The sequence below is a fragment of the Paenibacillus chitinolyticus NBRC 15660 genome (genome assembly GCF_000739915.1).
GTDB classification, from domain to species: domain Bacteria; phylum Bacillota; class Bacilli; order Paenibacillales; family NBRC-103111; genus Paenibacillus_F; species Paenibacillus_F chitinolyticus.
Genome location: NZ_BBJT01000004.1, coordinates 625818 through 641513, shown reverse-complemented (window position 1 = coordinate 641513; position 15696 = coordinate 625818). Strand labels below are relative to the sequence as shown.

18 protein-coding genes and 1 riboswitch are annotated in these 15696 nt (G+C 54.9%); of the genes, 5 read left to right on the top strand and 13 right to left on the bottom strand.

Features of this window, described 5'->3' with window-relative positions; genetic code table 11:
* Positions 1 to 79: 79 nt before the first annotated feature.
* Both PCH01S_RS12880 and PCH01S_RS12875 read right to left on the bottom strand, forming a co-directional pair.
* The gene (locus tag PCH01S_RS12880; protein ID WP_042229825.1) at positions 80 to 370 is read right to left on the bottom strand and encodes an alpha/beta-type small acid-soluble spore protein; all 291 of its coding nucleotides are present in this window, start codon (positions 368 to 370) and stop codon (positions 80 to 82) included.
* A gap of 287 nt (positions 371 to 657) precedes the next feature.
* Positions 658 to 1674, bottom strand: a complete 1017-nt coding sequence (locus PCH01S_RS12875) for a glycosyltransferase family 2 protein (protein ID WP_042229824.1) — start codon at positions 1672 to 1674, stop codon at positions 658 to 660.
* A gap of 256 nt (positions 1675 to 1930) precedes the next feature.
* Between PCH01S_RS12875 and PCH01S_RS12870 the strand changes: the two genes are divergently transcribed.
* Entirely contained in the window at positions 1931 to 3430 is a 1500-nt protein-coding gene (locus PCH01S_RS12870) for a catalase (protein ID WP_042229822.1), read from the top strand.
* Positions 3431 to 3852: 422 nt separating this feature from the next.
* Here the strand turns inward: PCH01S_RS12870 and PCH01S_RS12865 are convergent, their stop codons facing one another.
* The 5 genes from PCH01S_RS12865 to queC form a co-directional block, all read right to left on the bottom strand.
* Complete coding sequence (locus PCH01S_RS12865; RefSeq protein WP_042229821.1) at positions 3853 to 5376, bottom strand: ATP-binding protein; 1524 nt, start codon at positions 5374 to 5376, stop codon at positions 3853 to 3855.
* A gap of 220 nt (positions 5377 to 5596) precedes the next feature.
* On the bottom strand, positions 5597 to 6091 hold the full coding sequence (gene queF, locus PCH01S_RS12860) for a preQ(1) synthase (RefSeq protein ID WP_042229820.1): 495 nt from the start codon (positions 6089 to 6091) through the stop codon (positions 5597 to 5599).
* A gap of 253 nt (positions 6092 to 6344) precedes the next feature.
* Positions 6345 to 7172, bottom strand: a complete 828-nt coding sequence (gene queE / locus PCH01S_RS12855; RefSeq protein WP_042229818.1) for a 7-carboxy-7-deazaguanine synthase QueE — start codon at positions 7170 to 7172, stop codon at positions 6345 to 6347.
* Entirely contained in the window at positions 7169 to 7657 is a 489-nt protein-coding gene (gene queD / locus PCH01S_RS12850; protein ID WP_042229816.1) for a 6-carboxytetrahydropterin synthase QueD, read from the bottom strand. The genes queE and queD overlap by 4 nt, the downstream gene beginning before the upstream one ends.
* The gene (gene queC / locus PCH01S_RS12845) at positions 7654 to 8319 is read right to left on the bottom strand and encodes a 7-cyano-7-deazaguanine synthase QueC (RefSeq protein WP_042229815.1); all 666 of its coding nucleotides are present in this window, start codon (positions 8317 to 8319) and stop codon (positions 7654 to 7656) included. The genes queD and queC overlap by 4 nt, the downstream gene beginning before the upstream one ends.
* A 197-nt stretch (positions 8320 to 8516) precedes the next feature.
* A riboswitch (PreQ1 riboswitch) is annotated at positions 8517 to 8560 on the bottom strand.
* Between the two features lie 243 nt (positions 8561 to 8803).
* On the opposite strand from queC, the gene PCH01S_RS12840 reads away from it, so the two are divergent.
* Positions 8804 to 9625 (top strand): SDR family oxidoreductase, encoded by an 822-nt coding sequence (locus PCH01S_RS12840; protein ID WP_042229964.1) that lies wholly within the window; start codon positions 8804 to 8806, stop codon positions 9623 to 9625.
* Positions 9626 to 9779: 154 nt separating this feature from the next.
* Here PCH01S_RS12840 and PCH01S_RS12835 read toward each other — a convergent pair whose 3' ends face one another.
* The 5 genes from PCH01S_RS12835 to PCH01S_RS12815 form a co-directional block, all read right to left on the bottom strand.
* Positions 9780 to 10127: a cupin domain-containing protein gene (locus tag PCH01S_RS12835; RefSeq protein WP_174446813.1), complete on the bottom strand. Its 348-nt coding sequence runs from the start codon at positions 10125 to 10127 to the stop codon at positions 9780 to 9782.
* Positions 10128 to 10129: 2 nt separating this feature from the next.
* Positions 10130 to 10522, bottom strand: a complete 393-nt coding sequence (locus PCH01S_RS12830; protein ID WP_042229812.1) for a DnaJ family domain-containing protein — start codon at positions 10520 to 10522, stop codon at positions 10130 to 10132.
* Between the two features lie 125 nt (positions 10523 to 10647).
* Complete coding sequence (locus PCH01S_RS12825; protein WP_042229811.1) at positions 10648 to 10875, bottom strand: hypothetical protein; 228 nt, start codon at positions 10873 to 10875, stop codon at positions 10648 to 10650.
* Positions 10876 to 10941: 66 nt separating this feature from the next.
* Complete coding sequence (locus PCH01S_RS12820; RefSeq protein WP_009672054.1) at positions 10942 to 11142, bottom strand: YwbE family protein; 201 nt, start codon at positions 11140 to 11142, stop codon at positions 10942 to 10944.
* Between the two features lie 12 nt (positions 11143 to 11154).
* Complete coding sequence (locus PCH01S_RS12815) at positions 11155 to 12108, bottom strand: RluA family pseudouridine synthase (RefSeq protein WP_042229809.1); 954 nt, start codon at positions 12106 to 12108, stop codon at positions 11155 to 11157.
* A gap of 207 nt (positions 12109 to 12315) precedes the next feature.
* Here PCH01S_RS12815 and PCH01S_RS12810 point away from each other — a divergent pair, with 207 nt between their 5' ends.
* Together PCH01S_RS12810 and PCH01S_RS12805 are read left to right on the top strand one after the other, a co-directional pair.
* The gene (locus PCH01S_RS12810) at positions 12316 to 13287 is read left to right on the top strand and encodes an ABC transporter ATP-binding protein (protein ID WP_042229807.1); all 972 of its coding nucleotides are present in this window, start codon (positions 12316 to 12318) and stop codon (positions 13285 to 13287) included.
* Entirely contained in the window at positions 13284 to 14384 is a 1101-nt protein-coding gene (locus PCH01S_RS12805; protein WP_042229805.1) for an ABC transporter permease, read from the top strand. Before PCH01S_RS12810 ends, PCH01S_RS12805 begins: the two co-directional genes overlap by 4 nt.
* Positions 14385 to 14481: 97 nt before the next feature.
* Here the strand turns inward: PCH01S_RS12805 and PCH01S_RS12800 are convergent, their stop codons facing one another.
* Positions 14482 to 15195 (bottom strand): stalk domain-containing protein, encoded by a 714-nt coding sequence (locus PCH01S_RS12800; protein ID WP_042229803.1) that lies wholly within the window; start codon positions 15193 to 15195, stop codon positions 14482 to 14484.
* 214 nt (positions 15196 to 15409) lie between these two features.
* Here PCH01S_RS12800 and PCH01S_RS12795 point away from each other — a divergent pair, with 214 nt between their 5' ends.
* Positions 15410 to 15670, top strand: coding sequence for a hypothetical protein (locus tag PCH01S_RS12795; protein ID WP_042229801.1), 261 nt, complete (start codon positions 15410 to 15412; stop codon positions 15668 to 15670).
* Positions 15671 to 15696 lie beyond the last annotated feature (26 nt).

The following is a 15696-nucleotide window of genomic DNA, read 5'->3' as shown; positions in this document are numbered from 1 at the left end:
AGCCGCAGCTTTATGCTCAGCCGCGCAGAGCGGCACACTTGCGGGCACTCCTGGCAGGCTGCGTTCCGGCGTTCCGGGATCACTTCGGTCCGCCGCGTTCCGCCAGCTGCTTCTGCGCCATCCGGACAAGCTCCCGCACCATGCGGCCGCCGATTTCGCCGCCGATTTTACCGGCATCCTCGGTGCGGAGCTGACCGTTGTAGCCCGGCTCAAGAGGCACTCCAAGCGTGCGGGCGACTTCGTATTTAACCAGGTTCGGTTGATCGGCGGACACGTTGTAGCCCGCGTCTCTCATAACCTGGCCCTTGAGCTTATCCAGACTGCGTTCGCTTCCGGGAACAGCGGCTCTGCGGCTTCGTCTTCTTGCCATGCTATCACCTCCTGCGGTTAGGATGCCCAAGAGTTCCCGGAGTATCACTGGGTCCGGCGGTATCGGGTCCGGTAAGATAGTCGTAAGCCCCGGAGCCTGAGTCAGTCCATATAGAAAAACACCGTGCGCAGTAAGCACACGGTGTGATGAGAGAACTGCGGGCATAAAGCTCGCAGCAAAAAGGCTAAGCCTCGTGCTGAAGCTGGCCGTGAGGATATCCCGTCGGAAATTCCGGCAAAAGGGGAGATGTCCACATTTTCACTGAAAGCCGGTTCCCGTCTAAAAAGCTAACGCCCCGCTCGTTCCGCCCCTACCGGAATCCGGTCGAAGTCTGCCGGGCCTTCATAGTCCTGCTGCGTCGGGATTGACTTTTCGATGAGATACAAGGGACGGTGTTTGACCTCACGGTAGATTTTGCCGATATATTCTCCGATCAGCCCCAGGGCAAGAAGCTGCACCCCGCCGATAAACCAGACGGATAAAATAAGAGAAGTCCAACCGGAAGCCGTCGTTCCCCATAATTTCGAAATAATGGCATAAGCGCCCGCCAGCAGGCTGATAATGGAGAACAGAAAACCGGTGACCGTCACCATCCGGATCGGTTTAACGCTGAACGAAGTGATGCCGTCCAGTGCAAACGACAGCATTTTGCGCAGCGGATACTTCGATTCCCCGGCAAAACGTTCTTTCCTCTCGTACATAACCTCGGCCGTACGAAGTCCCAGGAGCGGGACAATCCCTCTCAGAAACACGTTAACTTCCTTGTAGCGGGACAAATAATCCAGAGCGCGTTTGCTCATAAGCCGGTAATCCGCATGGTTGTTCTTAATCTGGACGCCCAGACGTAGCATTAATTTATAGAAGGATTCGGCGGTCGTTTTTTTGAACCAGGTGTCGGTCGTCCGGTCGCTGCGGATTCCGTAAACGATCTCGGCCCCCTCCATATACTTCCGTACAAATTCGCGTATCGCGTCCGTATCGTCCTGCAAGTCCGCATCGATGGAAATCACGATGTCCGATGTATGCCGCGCCGTCATCAAACCTGCAAGCAGGGCATTCTGATGGCCCGCATTCCGTGCGAGCTTAACGCCTGTTACATAGTCATGGGAACGGCTGTATTGATCGATAAGATCCCAGGTCCGGTCTTTGCTGCCGTCATCGACAAGCATCATCACACTTTCTCTTGCGACAAGTTTTTCTTGGATGAGGCGGTCCAGAACCGCGCTTAACCGGCTTACCGTTTCCGGGAGAACTTCTTCTTCGTTATAGCAAGGCACCACGATTGTTAAAATTGGGCTCGACATCCCGCAAAATCTTCCTTTCTTATCCTGGACTGGACATTGCTGCATCCCACCGGATTATTCTTATTGTAAACAAGCACGGTCGGATAAAGCAATTGCCTTCTCGTCGGAACGTGTAGAAATCAGGCGATTTTTTTCTAGATTAAAATAATTATAATTTTATAGTCATTCTATTGACGAGGACAAGAAGACGATGCTATACTACCGTCATGACATTGATAATCATTTTCATATAATAATAATTATAAAGAGGTGTAGAATGAATCCACATCGTCCTTATCTCACAACGAATCAAGGCTTGCCCGTTTCCGACAATCAGAATTCGAAGACAGCCGGTACTCACGGACCGACGCTGCTCGAAGATTATCACCTTTTGGAGAAACTGGCTCATTTTGACCGTGAACGTATTCCGGAGCGTGTCGTTCATGCGCGGGGTGCGGGGGCGTTCGGAGTCTTCCGGCCTTATGCCAGTATGAGCGAGTATACGAGAGCCGCTTTTCTGCAGGACCCTTCCATTGAAACGAAAGTGCTTGTCCGCTTCTCGACGGTTATTCATCCGAGCGGATCGCCGGAGACGCTTCGTGACCCGCGCGGCTTTGCCGTTAAGTTCTACACGTCCGAAGGAAATTATGACCTCGTCGGCAACAATTTGCCCGTATTCTTTATCCGCGATGCGCTCAAATTCCCGGACATGGTACATTCACTGAAGCCGGCTCCGCATACAAATGTCCAAACGCCTAATCACTTGTGGGATTTCATGTCGCTTTCTCCCGAATCGACTCACATGCTGACCTGGGTCTTTTCCGACCTCGGAACTCCCGCCAACTACCGGGAAATGGACGGATTCGGGGTGCACGCCTTCAAATGGGTGAACGCGGAAGGCAAGGTCGTTTACGTCAAATACACCTGGAAATCGCTGCAAGGTGTCCGCTCGTTGAGCCGCAAAGAAGCGCAGGAACAGGGAGGCCGCGACCACAATCACGCGACGCGCGACTTGTATGACGCTATCGAGGCGGGCAGCTACCCGGAGTGGGAACTGAATGTACAGATGCTGGAACCGGAGCGTTTGGACTCGTTCAGCTTCGATCCCCTCGATCCGACGAAGGAGTGGCCGGAAGACCTCGTTCCGTTCGTTAAAGTGGGACGGATGACCTTGAACGAGAATCCTAAAAATTTCTTCGCCGAAGTCGAGCAGTCCGCTTTTGCACCTAGCGTGCTTGTGCCGGGGATCGAACCTTCCGAAGACAAACTTCTGCAGGGCCGTCTGTTCTCCTACCCGGATACACAGCGCCACCGGTTGGGACCGAACTACATGCAGATTCCCGTAAACTGCCCTTATGCGCCGGTACGCAATTATCAGCGGGACGGTCAAATGGCGGTTCGCCAAGATCATTCGCCGATCAATTACGAGCCGAATTCCTACGACCATTTGCCGAAAGAAGCGGGAAGCGCCTATGCGGAGAGTGAGAAGCCGCTGACGGGCTCCACTACACGCCGCAAAATCGAGAAAACGGACGATTTCACGCAGGCAGGCGAGCGTTACCGCCGGTTTACGCCGGAAGAGCGCGCTAACCTGATTGATAACCTCGTGAACGATCTCAAACAAACGGACATGCAAATCCAGCTTCGCGCCGTCTGCAACTTCTTCCGTGCCGATGTGGAATACGGGACACGGCTTGCGGAAGGACTCGGAATCGATCTCGGCGGTTTTATTCCGCAGGGAGCGGGTTCCGGTTCCGGACAAATGCCTCCGCGTTAATTTGTCACCCTGAGCGGAACAGCGGCATCGGGCTAAGCGGCCCGCCGCCATGCAGGAGGAATTCCCCCCTTCCCGCATGGTGTCATAATGCCCGCGCTCACGGATGGTTGGAGGGCACCGGCTGCTCTATCGTTTCCGGCGCGAGGTTTTTAAGATAGATGGCCCTGTGGTCCATCGGCTCAAACAAAGATGCCGTAGGCCGTGTCTTCAAGGGCCGGTACTAAAAAAGAGGCTGTCCCCAAAGTCACGAAAGTGACTAAGGGACAGCCTCTTTTTTTCTGTGAGCTTAGCCGAGCTAGAGGCTCTGCTGCTTTATCGGCATCATGAGCGCATGGTTACCACCGGTTTCGTGATGCAGTCCGATGCGCCGCCTTCGATGCAGACTTCCCGATCGCCGGGAAAGGCCCGGGCGGTCAGCGCGATTACCGGTTGCTTTCCTCCGGAAGCGGAGAGGAAAGCGGCGTAAGCCGGGGAAGCTTGGCGTCGTCCACGAGCTGCCGAAGCTCCCGCTCCTGACCGCTCAAGCTGCTGGAAGGAAGGAGGAGGGTAAACGTGCTCCCGGTCCCTTCTTCACTGGTCAGCCGGATTTCCCCGCCCAGGAGCCGGGCAAATTGGCGTGAAATAGAGAGGCCGAGTCCGGTTCCGCCGAATTTGCGGCTGGTCGTGCCGTCCGCCTGGTAAAAGGCCTCGAAGATCTGCTCCCGCTTGTCCGCCCGGATGCCGATACCGGTATCCCGGATGGCGGCGGCGGGATGCTGAAGGCCTTTGGCGTCCATTTCGATGTAAAAGGTAAGCGTAACACCGCCGCGCTTGGTAAATTTGAACGCGTTGGACAACAGATTTTTCAAAATCTGCTGAAGCCGCTGTTCATCCGTATGAATGATGTCGGGAACGCCGGTTGAACGGATGTGAAAGTACAGGCCCTTCTGGGCGGCAACGGGTTCGAACGTGCGGGTCATCGCTTCCACGACTTCGCTGACGTTCACTTCTCCCGGCGTGATGGACATATGGCCCGCTTCGATTTTGGACAAATCCAGAATATCATTAATCAGCGTAAGCAGATCCTGCCCAGAGCTGTGAATAATCCCGGCAAATTCAATTTCTTCTTCCGAAAGCGTCCCATTCTGATTTTCGGCCAGGAACTGGGACAGAATCAGCATGCTGTTCAGCGGGGTCCGGAGCTCGTGAGACATGTTCGCCAGAAATTCGGATTTGTAACGGGAAGCGGCGACCAGCTCTTCGTTTTTCACTTCCAACTCGTCATGAATCTGCTGAAGCTCCGCGGTTCTTTCTTCGGCCAGCCGGAACTGTTCGGCCAATTCTTGATTGGTCTTGTTCAGCGCTTCCCGCCGGAGAAAATCAGCTTTGAAATCGTGCAGGATGAACGTAAAGAAAAAGCTGAAAAACAGGCCCGCCGTGCCGGACAGCGGAGCAAGCTCGATCAGATATGTAGCGACCGGATATACTCCTAGAATGGCGATATTCGCCACATTGAACAGATTTACGATAAGAATCAGCAGTAAAATCCGGACGGTCTGACGCAGAGACGTGCGTTTGAGCAGCTCGCTGGTCAGAGCCGTTACGATGCCGAGGATGACCATATTGCCGAAGCCCGCCCAAGCGGCGTGGTCCAAGCCGAACGATAAGCGCGTCAGTCCGATTCCGATTCCGATGAGCATAATGTGGGAGGGGCGCGAGAGGAACAGGGGAGCCGCGAGGATAGGAACGAATCTTAAATCGAAGATGACCGACGGGGTCAGCCGGGCTCCGTACAGCATGGAGAGCCAGCCCGCCGCTATCGAAAGCAGGATGTACAGCACTTTCATCCAGTTGACGGGGACCCGGTACAAAATATATTTATAAGCCAGACTGCCTAAATAGGTAAATGTGAGCAAGGTGCTTATATTGGCAAAAAACGATTTGAAATAATCCCCTAAATTATCCATTCCTCTTCCTTTCCCATTTCGAAAGTCCTTCAACTCAGCTCCAATTAGATGATCTTTCCTAGTATACCAAAGTTATCGGCATTCCATCGGCATAAAAAAAGACCCTCAAGGGGTCTTTAGGCATATCGCCGGGCGATATATTGAAAATAACGGAACTCATTTTCGGTCAGGAGCGGGCATGGGCTAAGCTGTTTACAGCCGGTTAAATGAAGTCGGCGGCTTAGCGGTTATCAACCTTTTCCGGATAAAGGTCGTGGTTCATCAGGCGGTGCTCCGCCATCTGTTCGTACTTGGTTCCGGGACGGCCGTAATTGCAGTAAGGATCGATGGAGATCCCGCCCCGCGGGGTGAATTTGCCCCAGACCTCGATGTATTTCGGGTCCATGAGCTTGATCAGATCGTTCATAATGATGTTCATGCAGTCCTCATGGAAATCGCCGTGATTGCGGAAGCTGAACAGGTACAGTTTGAGCGATTTGCTTTCGACCATTTTGGCGTCCGGCATATAGCTGATATAAATGGTGGCAAAATCGGGCTGTCCCGTGATCGGGCACAGGCTCGTAAACTCGGGACAGTTGAATTTGACGAAATAATCGCGGTAAGGGTGTTTGTTATCAAACGATTCAAGCACTTGCGGCGCATAATTAAACGGATATTGTGTCTGCTGGTTGCCCAGTAGGGTGAGATCAAGTTCTTCCTGGTTTCTTCCGGCCATAAAGGCACCTCCGGTTTTGATTTGTGAAAGTTGCGGGTGACTGCATGATAGGTAGAGCTGCAGGAAGGCAGGCTGCTATGCTGTCTAAAAGCAGGATGCGCCGGGCACCGCGCTGTGAGCTTCGCGCGGTACGGAAAAAGCAAGGCTGCCAGGCAGCATGTCGTAGCATCTGTTTTTCGGGCGGTTAGACCGCCTTAGACAGATGCGGGGTCCGGCCCTGCGGTCTGCTGCGGTCCGCTGCCGTCCGCGGGGATCAGACGCCCCGCTTGTTGCCCCACAGCAGGGCGTGAAGCTGTGGCAGCACGCGCACGTCGTTCAAATCCTCGGACGCCATCGTCAGGTCAACGAGCCACTCGTATTTGCGCAGCAGCTGCCCGCGAAGCAGGTCGTCGTCCGCGAGACGGACGTCCTCATTGCCCGCCTGCAGGTAGAACGGGACGGCAGGGTAGCGGCGGTGGACTTCCCGGGCGAACGCGAAATCGCGTTCGTCGAACACGACCACCTTGAGACTGACGCCGTCCGGGTTCAGCCGCCGGACGATATCGTCCAGCTTGGCGAAGTCCGTCTCCATGCCGGAGCTTGGCGGCTTGGGAGAGAGCGTGACCTCGTCGATCTCGGTCAGCCAGTCCTGCCAGCGGGAGCCCTGCGTCTCGACGGCGGTGCGGATGCCTTGGGCCCGCAGCAGCTTCACGAGCGGGCCCAGGCTGCGCAGAAGGGCGGGATTGCCGCCCGACAAGGTCACGTGGGAGAAGCGGGAGCCGCCGGTGCGGACGAGCTCCTCCCATACCGCTTCCGCGGTGAGCGGACGGATATCGGCTGCGCCCGATCCGTCCCACGTAAACGCGGAATCGCACCAGGAGCAGCGGTAATCGCAGCCGGCGGTGCGCACGAACATCGTCTTGCGCCCGATGACCATGCCCTCGCCCTGGACGGTCGGGCCGAAGATTTCGAGCACGGGGATGGTTGCTTCACCCGCTGCCGCTGTGCCCGAAGGGGACACGGCGGCAGCCGCCGTTTTGCCCGCTGCAGGCAAAGTCCGCGGAGGGGACGGGACCGCCGCATTTGTTTGGCTTGCGCTCATTCGGACATCCACTCCCGTCTTGCTTCGGCGTAACTCGTCGGCGTCTCGTACAGACGGACGAATTCGACCCGTCCGCCCCGGGCTTTCGCCTGCATTTCATCCGACTGCAAAGCCGTCTCCATCTGTTCGTACAGCCAGACGACCATATTCTCGGCGGTGGTGTTCATGGGCGGGAGCGTCTCGTTCAAATACCGGTGATCGAGATAAGGCTCGATCCGGGCTTTCCAGATGTCTTTGATCTCTCCGAAATCAAGCGTGAGGCCGATCTCGTTGACATAGCCGCTAATTCCGTAAACGGCTTTGTACGTATGGCCGTGAAGGTTTTTGCACTTGCCCTCGTAGGCGTGAAGATGATGCGCCGCATCGAACGTAAATTCTTTGGATACGAGGACGCGTTTGGTATGGTAACGGAGCTGTTCGTGCCGGATGTCCTGCCCGTACTGCTGAAGGTTCTCTACGATGCGGAATTCGCCTGGCGCCTTCATCGGGCATCGGCTCCTTCGCGCTCCAGAAGATAGTTCTGCAGACCGGCCGAACGGAGCTTGCATGCCGGGCACTCGCCGCAGCCGTCCCCGACGATGCCGTTATAGCATGTAAGCGTCTTGGTGCGCACAAAATCGAAAGCGCCCAGCTCGTCGGAAAGCTTCCACGTTTCCGCTTTATTCAGCCACATCAGCGGCGTATGGATAACGAATGGATAATCCATGGATAAGTTCAGGGTCACGTTAAGGGATTTTACGAAAGCGTCCCGGCAGTCCGGGTAGCCGCTGAAATCCGTCTCGCACACGCCGGTAACAAGGTGTCTGGACCCGGCCACTTTGGCGTATACGCCTGCAAAAGAAAGAAACAGCAGGTTGCGTCCCTCTACGAACGTGGAAGGAAGCTCGCCTTCTTTTTCTTCAATCTCGATATCGCCGCGCGTCAACGCATTGGGTGCGAGCTGGTTCAGCAGGCTCATATCCAGTACGGTGTTTTTTACGCCGAGCTCGCGTGCAATCCGGGCCGCGCACTCGATTTCGAGTTTATGGCGCTGTCCGTAATCGAACGTGAGTGTTTCCACCTCGCCAAAATGCTTCAGGGTCCAGAACAGGCACGTTGTGCTGTCTTGTCCGCCGCTGAATACGACAACCGCTTTTTCTTGTTTCATCGCTCTTCCGTCTCCTTTTAAATAAAAAAAATAGGTGATGGAGAGAGTTCTTGATCCGTCATTTTAAACAAAACAAAAACAATGCCTCAAGGAAGGACGCAGCGCAATCATAAAGCGAACCGGAAGTGAACGTCAAAAAAACGCACATCTAACGTCCGCTTTGTAAGCAGGTGTGCCCGAATATCCAGGGATATTGTTTTTCCTTAGTTTTTTATAGAGGGAGTTCGCGAACCTCTCCCATATGCGTGGGGCATATGGATTTTCTTATTGGGTTATGAATCCGGCACCTTCATCGTTCCGTTCCAAGCCGTGCCGCGCATCGGAACCGTCTCATTATAACGCATTTGCCACGCCCGTGTAAGGGAGCGGTGGAAATTTCCTTTATAATCGAACAATCTGTACAGGGGATCGTGATGCCGTTTTATACTGAAAGTAACAAAAAGCCTCACTAACCAACGTTAGCAGGAGGCGGATGGAGGTACTCATGCACGGAAATAGGCCGGATTCGGCAAATAAGGCTGTTGAACGCGCTAAAGAAGGCCGTGCTCCTGTTGCCATCGTAACGGGAGTTTCCCGCCGGATCGGTATCGGCGCCGCGATATGCCGGGCGCTGGCGGCCAAAGGAATGGATGTGATGTTCACATCCTGGACCGCATTCGATAAGGGAATGCCGTGGGGAGCGGATGAAGAAGGGCCTGACGCGATTCTGCGGGAGCTGGCCGAATCGGGAATCCGCTGCGAAAGACTGGAGATCGACCAGTCCGATCCGGAAGCGGCGATGCGAATTGTGGATGAAACGGAGAAACGGCTCGGGTTTCCGTCAGTCCTCGTCAATAATGCGGCCTACTCGGTAAATGACGGGTACGAGAAGCTTGATGCGGCGACTCTGGATGCCCATTACGCCGTGAACATGAGGGGCACCGCCCTGCTCAGCGTGGAATTCGGCCGCCGCTTTAACCGGGGATCGGGCGGCCGGATTATTAACCTGACATCCGGCCAGTCTTTGGGTCCGATGCGGGGAGAGATCGCTTATGCGGCTACGAAGGCCGCTGTCGAAGCGATGACCGTCACATTGGCTGCCGAGCTGGCTCCGAAAGGGATTACCGTCAACGCGGTCAATCCCGGTCCTACCGACACCGGCTGGATGACGGAAGAACTCCGGAACGGGCTCGCAGATCAGTCCCCGTTTGGCCGGATCGGCAAACCGGAAGACGCCGCCCGGCTTATCTCGTTTCTCGCGGGCGAAGAAGCGGAGTGGATCACGGGCCAGATCCTCCATTCGGAGGGCGGTTTTCGGCTGAGCTAAACGTTCTCTCTACTTTACAGGAGTGCAACATTCCCTTTGGATGACCCTTGCTCCTTTACTGGGCCCATTTGAACCGGGCAACTTCCGACTCGCCCAAGGCCAAATTGGAGGAAGAAATAAAACGAGCTCTGCAGCCTATTCTGCAGAGCTCGTTTTATTTTGCCTGTCCCGCAGGCTCGTCCACGAAAATCGTTTCCGCTTCTTTGCCTTCGAAGCAGAGATTGACGGTGCGCACGTCCGCCCTCGTCCGGTGGATCGTGCCCGCCGGAATCGTAAGCGTGTCGTTCGCTTTCAGCGAGGCAGTCGTTCCGTCCTCGATGTCTATGAAGAGTTCTCCTTCAAGCACCATAAACAGTTCATCCGAATCGGGATGAAAATGCCAGCGGTAATTGCCGGTCATGACCGCGATGCGGAGCACATGCGAGTTTACGTCCGCAACGGCGAAGTTGACGTGCCGCTCTTGGATGTCCCGGGTAAGTTCAAGCAAATTTTGAGTAGTCAGGTTCATTTCGGTTTATCCGGTTCTGCGGACAACTTCGTTTCGATCCGGTCCCGATACCGGGCAAGTGCGGGTGAGAGGTTCATGCTCCGCTCTTCCATTAACATATTGAAGCGAAGTTTCTTGGCGTTGAGCGTTTTCTTCAGCTTGCCGCGTTCCTCCTCGTCATGACAGCATGCAAGGAGTTCCTCCAGTGTGATCATGTCTTTGCGGAGCTGCATTTCTTCGGGAAGGAATCCTGAATTTTTCATGATTTTATAGGACAACCGCAGCTCTTCGGGAACAGCGGACCAATCTTCGAGAACGAGCGGTTTGCCTTTGCCGGGCAGATTGTCGAAATCGCCGTTGCGAATCGCTTCCTGGATACGCTGCTCTACCAGACTGTCGAGAAAACTCATAGGTAAACGCCTCCTTCAAGTATGTTGAAGCGGGAGTTTAGACGGATTTACTGCCGATTCCTGCAAAAATAAAGACATGAAGCGGAACCCTCATGTCTTTGCCTACTGCTTATGACGTTCAAAGGTTAGACACCCATACGTCTTCTTTGATTGTTTTGTTTCTTGGTCTGCTGGCTTTTCATCATCTGATTGCCGGTTACCTGGTGCTTCTGCTGGGAGTTGGCCTGGGCTTGCGCCGCTTTCTTCTGGGCCATTTTCTGTTTCATGGCTTCCGCGAGCGAAACTTTGCGCGGTTCGGCGCCTTCGACCGGTTGTGTTTCTGCGGATTGCGGTGTCTGTTGATTCTCTGACATTCGTATCACCTCACTGCGTTCATTACTTTTAGTTTATTGGTTTTCAGGCCGCTTTACAATAGGGTTTCAGGGCTCTTGTACAATTTCCTGCACCCGTCCGACCTGGCCGTCCGTCAGCCTGACTTTGATGCCGTGGGGGTGATTCGGCGAATTGGTCAAAATATCTTTCACGACTCCGCGCGTCCGTTTGCCCGTACGCTGATCCTGCTTGAGCACAATGTCGACGGTCAGTCCGGCATGGATATTTTTTCTCGATTGTCCGTTCATGGAATTCTCCTTTTATGATGTGGGCTTGCCGGCGAAAACACGCAGAAACTTGCCCGGAATTTGGGTCTCGAACCTCATCGGTTGTCCCGTGGAAGGATGTTCGAACGCGATGACCCGGGCGTGTAAACCGAGCCGGCCGATCGTATTTTTCACGGAGCCGTACTTCTTGTCGCCGACAACCGGATGGCCGATGTCCTGCATGTGGACGCGGATCTGGTTTTTACGGCCCGTTTCGAGCTGAACTTCAAGCAGGGAGTAATCGGAGGAAGCCTGCAGCACTTTATAATGCGTGACTGCCTTCTGACCGCCGTTGTCAACCGGGCTGGAATACATCAGCAGCGTTTTGCTTTCTTTCAGCCACGACACGATCGTGTCTTCGGGCTTCTTGACCTTTCGTTCGACGAGCGCGACATAGGAACGCTCCTGTACGGCCTCCTGCCAGGCGTTTTGAAGCGCCTGCTGGGTTTTCTCGTTCTTGGCGAACAGCATGACGCCCGATGTATCCCGGTCCAGACGGTGGACGACGAAAATACGTCCCTTCGGGTCTTTTCGGCGGACATGCTCAGTGAGCTGCCAATAAGCGGTCAATTCTTTCTCGTCTCCGCCGGAGATCGAAAGCAGGCCCGCTTCTTTATTGATAACCAGAAGGTCCTCGTCTTCATGCAGGATGTGTAGTCCGATCGGTTTCTCCTCTTCGGTAACGACACTCCACTGAACCGTAACGCGGTCGCCGGGCTGGAGAGGATGGTCGTGGCGGGTCGTTTTTTTGCCGTTCACCGACACTTGGCCTCTGGATAGAATGCCCTTAACGGTATTTCTTCCTTTACTTGCAAGCTTTTCAAGCAAAAATTTCATCAGCTCGGCCGGCTGCCCGATTTCGAATTGAGCGGGTTCTTTATCCGTTTTGGGAGTGGCCGGCCTGGCCGTTTTCGTTTTGGGATTATAAGGGGGACGCTGTTTTCGCATAGGTTGGCTCCTTCGGATCTTCTATCCATTTACTATAGCGCATTGGGGATTTAATTTCATCCCGCCCGGGCTTGTGGTAAGTGCCTGATCGAGTGATATAATGGAAAAGCTGGAATTCCTTTTGGGAAAATGAACGCGAAACTCGTACCGGGTTCGGTATCTGACGGAACTAAACGTACATAAAAAATTGAAAAAAGGAGGCTGGGAATGCCGCAGACGGACGGATTATCTGACGAAATTCTCATTGATGTGGACGGGCTGGTCAAAACATACGGAAGCTTCACGGCCGTAAACGGCGTGCGCTTCCAGGTACGTAAGGGAGAGGTGTTCGGACTGCTCGGTCCCAACGGTGCGGGCAAGACCACGACCATCGAAATGATGGAAGGGCTGCGCAAGCCCGACGGGGGAACGGCGAGTATTGCGGGTTACGACACCATCCGGGATCTCCGCAAGGTCAAGGAAGTAATCGGCGTTCAGCTGCAATCGACCTCCCTGTTCGATCTGCTGAAGGTGCGCGAGATCGTGGAGATGTACGCCAGCTTCTATCCGAAATCGGTGCCTGTCGGCCCGCTGCTCGCGGATATGACGCTGGAAGAGAAAGCAGGTGACCGCGTGAAGCACCTGTCCGGCGGACAGAAGCAGCGGCTCGCCATCGCGATCGCGCTGGTCAACGATCCGCAGGTGCTGTTCCTGGACGAGCCGACCACGGGTCTCGACCCGCAGGCGCGGCGCACGCTCTGGGACATTATCCTGCGCCTGAAGGAGAAGGGCAAGACCATCGTCCTGTCCACGCATTACATGGACGAGGCGCACGTGCTGTGCGACCGGATCTGCCTGATCGACAAGGGGCAGGTCGTCGCGCTGGATACGCCGGCCAACCTGGTGCGCAGCCTTCAATCGGAGAATGCGATTGAATTCCGGCTGCCCCAGGCGGATTTGGCTTCCCCGCGGGAGCGGACGGAGCTGACGGACACGCTGCGCAAGGTCCAGGGCGTGAAGCAGGTGGAGCTTGCCCGCGACACCCTCGTGCTGTACACCGACCACCTCCAGCAGTCGCTGACCGGCCTGATCCGGGAGGCGGAGCTGCGGGGCTGGAAGCTGACGGATCTGCTGACACGGACAGCCACGCTGGAAGACGTGTTCATTCACATGACGGGAAGGAGCCTGAGGGAAGAATGAAAGCGTACATTCAATTGACGCTCGCACAGCTCCGGATTTTTATCCGGAACAAACAGGTGCTTCTCTGGTCTTTTCTGTTCCCGGTCTTCTTCATGGTCATGTTCGGCACGTTCTTCGGCGGGGGTAGCAGCATGTCCATCAACGGAGTCGTTATCGACCAGGACCGGTCGGCCCAGTCGGCTCAATTGGTCGGCGCTCTGATGAAGACGCCTGCCATGAAGCTCAAACAGGAGGAGCATACGGCTCCGGGACTCCAAAAGCTCAAAGACGGCGGTCTTCAGATGGTGGTCATCATCCCCGCCGGGTACGGCAACAAACTCGATGCCGCCGTCAAGGGGGGAGAGGCCTCCTCCGTTACCGTTTATTATGACCAGACGAACATGATGACCGCCGAGCTCGGCAAAACCGTCGTGGCCCAGGTGGCGGACGGCATCTCCAAAGAGAAAACGGCCTACAAGCCGGCGATAACGGTCAAAGCGGAAGGCGTTCAGGCGCTGAAGCTGTCTTATATCGACTTCCTCGTTCCCGGCATCGTGTCGATGATGATCATGTCCAACAACCTCAACGGTGTGGCGGGACAGATCGCCTCCTGGAGGGAAAGAGGCATTCTTCGCCGGATGCAGAGCACCACGCTCAAGTCGTCCACGTTCATCGCCTCGCAAATTACGGCGAGGCTCTTGCTGAACGGACTGCAAGCGGTGATCGTTCTGCTCATCGCGTCCGTCATCTTCGGAACGAAAGTGAACGGTTCGTGGGGGCTGCTTCTGCTTTTCGTTATTCTCGGCACGCTGGCGTTTATGTCGATCGGCTTTATCGTCGCATCGCTGGCGAAAACGCCGGAAAGCGCCGGACCGATTGCGGGATTTATCTCGTTCCCGATGCTCTTTCTGGGGGGTGTCTTCTTCTCGGCGGACAACATCCCGTCCTTCCTCCAGCCGGTCGTGAACCTGATCCCGATCACGCATCTGTCAACGGCTATGCGGCAGGTCATGAACGTGGGGGCGGATTTGACCGTGCTGTGGCCGCAGGCCCTTATCCTCGGCGGCTGGATGGTCGTGGCTTTCGCGATCGCGAGCTTTACCTTCAAATGGGAGTAAGGCGGACGTCATAGAGTAACCGCCTGAACATAGAGCAAAGAGCCGTTTCCGTAATAGGAAGCGGTTCTTTTTGTTGTTCGGATAAAGGTTCCGTACATCAAATCGGAAGAGCCAGATAAGCGATGTCGATAATTTTTAACGTAAGAGGATCGATTGTATACTGCTGTTTGTACCGTTCGGTGAATGTCTTTCCGTCCAGGTTATATTCGATTTCTCCCTTAATGGTAACGATGGTTTTCCCGCCTGCGATTTCATGAGTCGCAATGATATTACGGTCCAGCTTCCGCAGGGGGAGATGGTCTCCCGGACGCGAGAGATAGCTGCCGTCGCTTTCTTTCATATAGCCGTAGTCGAAAAAGCGGGCGGCCAGATTCGGTCCGTAGACGGTTTCGAGCTGTTTCAACAGTTCTCCGCGGCCCTTCTCATCCAAGGTTTCTTTACCCGGCTGATAAAGAGTGTCAAATGTCCATTTCTCCACGGCGCCGTAATAATCTTTGGTTGCGACGGAGAGATCTGCTTTTGCGGCCGATGGCTTGGTCTTGAGAATTTCCGCTTGTTTGAGCGAATCGTTCCAGGTCACGGAAGCTCCGAGCAAATCACCCAGCGATTTCAGGGGGACATACGTGCTGCCCTCGTAATTTAGAAGGGGAAGATCGGGAGAAATGTACGTCTGCCCGTCAACGGTTACCGGATAGGTCGCCGCTTGAAGAAGATAGTCGATTACAGGCTTGGCCCACACATCTGTCTGGGAGAAGAGCGTTCCGATCAGAATGCCTCCCGTTAAATAAAGAACCGGTTTTTTGCTTTTCATAAACGAATCCCTCCTGAATGTTCGGTCCGTCCGGTTTATCGTGAACTAGGTCCGGCCGCTTTGAAACTTTAGACTGTATGGATAGGAGAAATGTTTCAATAAAAGAAAAATATGTAAGCGTCGCGATTTACGGTTTCCTCCTGACGGTATGGCCAGGCGGCTAAAAGGGCAACCTGATACTTAAATGACAGCGCTTTAAAAGGAGGAAACACCTATGATTTTGTACCAGCTTACCCAGTGGCTTCAGGAGCATACCAGTATCCGCAAAGCGATTCGGCAGGAGGCGGGGGACCCCGGCGAACTTATGCAGCGCAAAGAACAGGTGGAGCGGCAGCTGATGGAACAGGCGGAGCGGTGGAGGAACGTGTACGCCGATGTGCCTGCCCTGCCCGCCGCCGATCAGTTTCCTTCCTGGTCTTCCGAATCGGGCGCGGGGTGGGAGGACGGGGAGCCGGAATTCGACACGCCGCGCTGACGGGGTGCATGCGCCCGTTTCCGCCC

What these genes read in the sequence shown, in the direction of transcription:
- PCH01S_RS12880 (WP_042229825.1), bottom strand. Translation starts at nt 370, where the DNA reads ATGGCAAGAAGACGAAGCCGCAGAGCCGCTGTTCCCGGAAGCGAACGC.
- PCH01S_RS12875 (WP_042229824.1), bottom strand. Translation starts at nt 1,674, where the DNA reads ATGTCGAGCCCAATTTTAACAATCGTGGTGCCTTGCTATAACGAAGAA.
- PCH01S_RS12870 (WP_042229822.1), top strand. Translation starts at nt 1,931, where the DNA reads ATGAATCCACATCGTCCTTATCTCACAACGAATCAAGGCTTGCCCGTT.
- PCH01S_RS12865 (WP_042229821.1), bottom strand. Translation starts at nt 5,376, where the DNA reads ATGGATAATTTAGGGGATTATTTCAAATCGTTTTTTGCCAATATAAGC.
- queF (WP_042229820.1), bottom strand. Translation starts at nt 6,091, where the DNA reads ATGGCCGGAAGAAACCAGGAAGAACTTGATCTCACCCTACTGGGCAAC.
- queE (WP_042229818.1), bottom strand. Translation starts at nt 7,172, where the DNA reads ATGAGCGCAAGCCAAACAAATGCGGCGGTCCCGTCCCCTCCGCGGACT.
- queD (WP_042229816.1), bottom strand. Translation starts at nt 7,657, where the DNA reads ATGAAGGCGCCAGGCGAATTCCGCATCGTAGAGAACCTTCAGCAGTAC.
- queC (WP_042229815.1), bottom strand. Translation starts at nt 8,319, where the DNA reads ATGAAACAAGAAAAAGCGGTTGTCGTATTCAGCGGCGGACAAGACAGC.
- PCH01S_RS12840 (WP_042229964.1), top strand. Translation starts at nt 8,804, where the DNA reads ATGCACGGAAATAGGCCGGATTCGGCAAATAAGGCTGTTGAACGCGCT.
- PCH01S_RS12830 (WP_042229812.1), bottom strand. Translation starts at nt 10,522, where the DNA reads ATGAGTTTTCTCGACAGTCTGGTAGAGCAGCGTATCCAGGAAGCGATT.
- PCH01S_RS12825 (WP_042229811.1), bottom strand. Translation starts at nt 10,875, where the DNA reads ATGTCAGAGAATCAACAGACACCGCAATCCGCAGAAACACAACCGGTC.
- PCH01S_RS12820 (WP_009672054.1), bottom strand. Translation starts at nt 11,142, where the DNA reads ATGAACGGACAATCGAGAAAAAATATCCATGCCGGACTGACCGTCGAC.
- PCH01S_RS12815 (WP_042229809.1), bottom strand. Translation starts at nt 12,108, where the DNA reads ATGCGAAAACAGCGTCCCCCTTATAATCCCAAAACGAAAACGGCCAGG.
- PCH01S_RS12810 (WP_042229807.1), top strand. Translation starts at nt 12,316, where the DNA reads ATGCCGCAGACGGACGGATTATCTGACGAAATTCTCATTGATGTGGAC.
- PCH01S_RS12805 (WP_042229805.1), top strand. Translation starts at nt 13,284, where the DNA reads ATGAAAGCGTACATTCAATTGACGCTCGCACAGCTCCGGATTTTTATC.
- PCH01S_RS12800 (WP_042229803.1), bottom strand. Translation starts at nt 15,195, where the DNA reads ATGAAAAGCAAAAAACCGGTTCTTTATTTAACGGGAGGCATTCTGATC.
- PCH01S_RS12795 (WP_042229801.1), top strand. Translation starts at nt 15,410, where the DNA reads ATGATTTTGTACCAGCTTACCCAGTGGCTTCAGGAGCATACCAGTATC.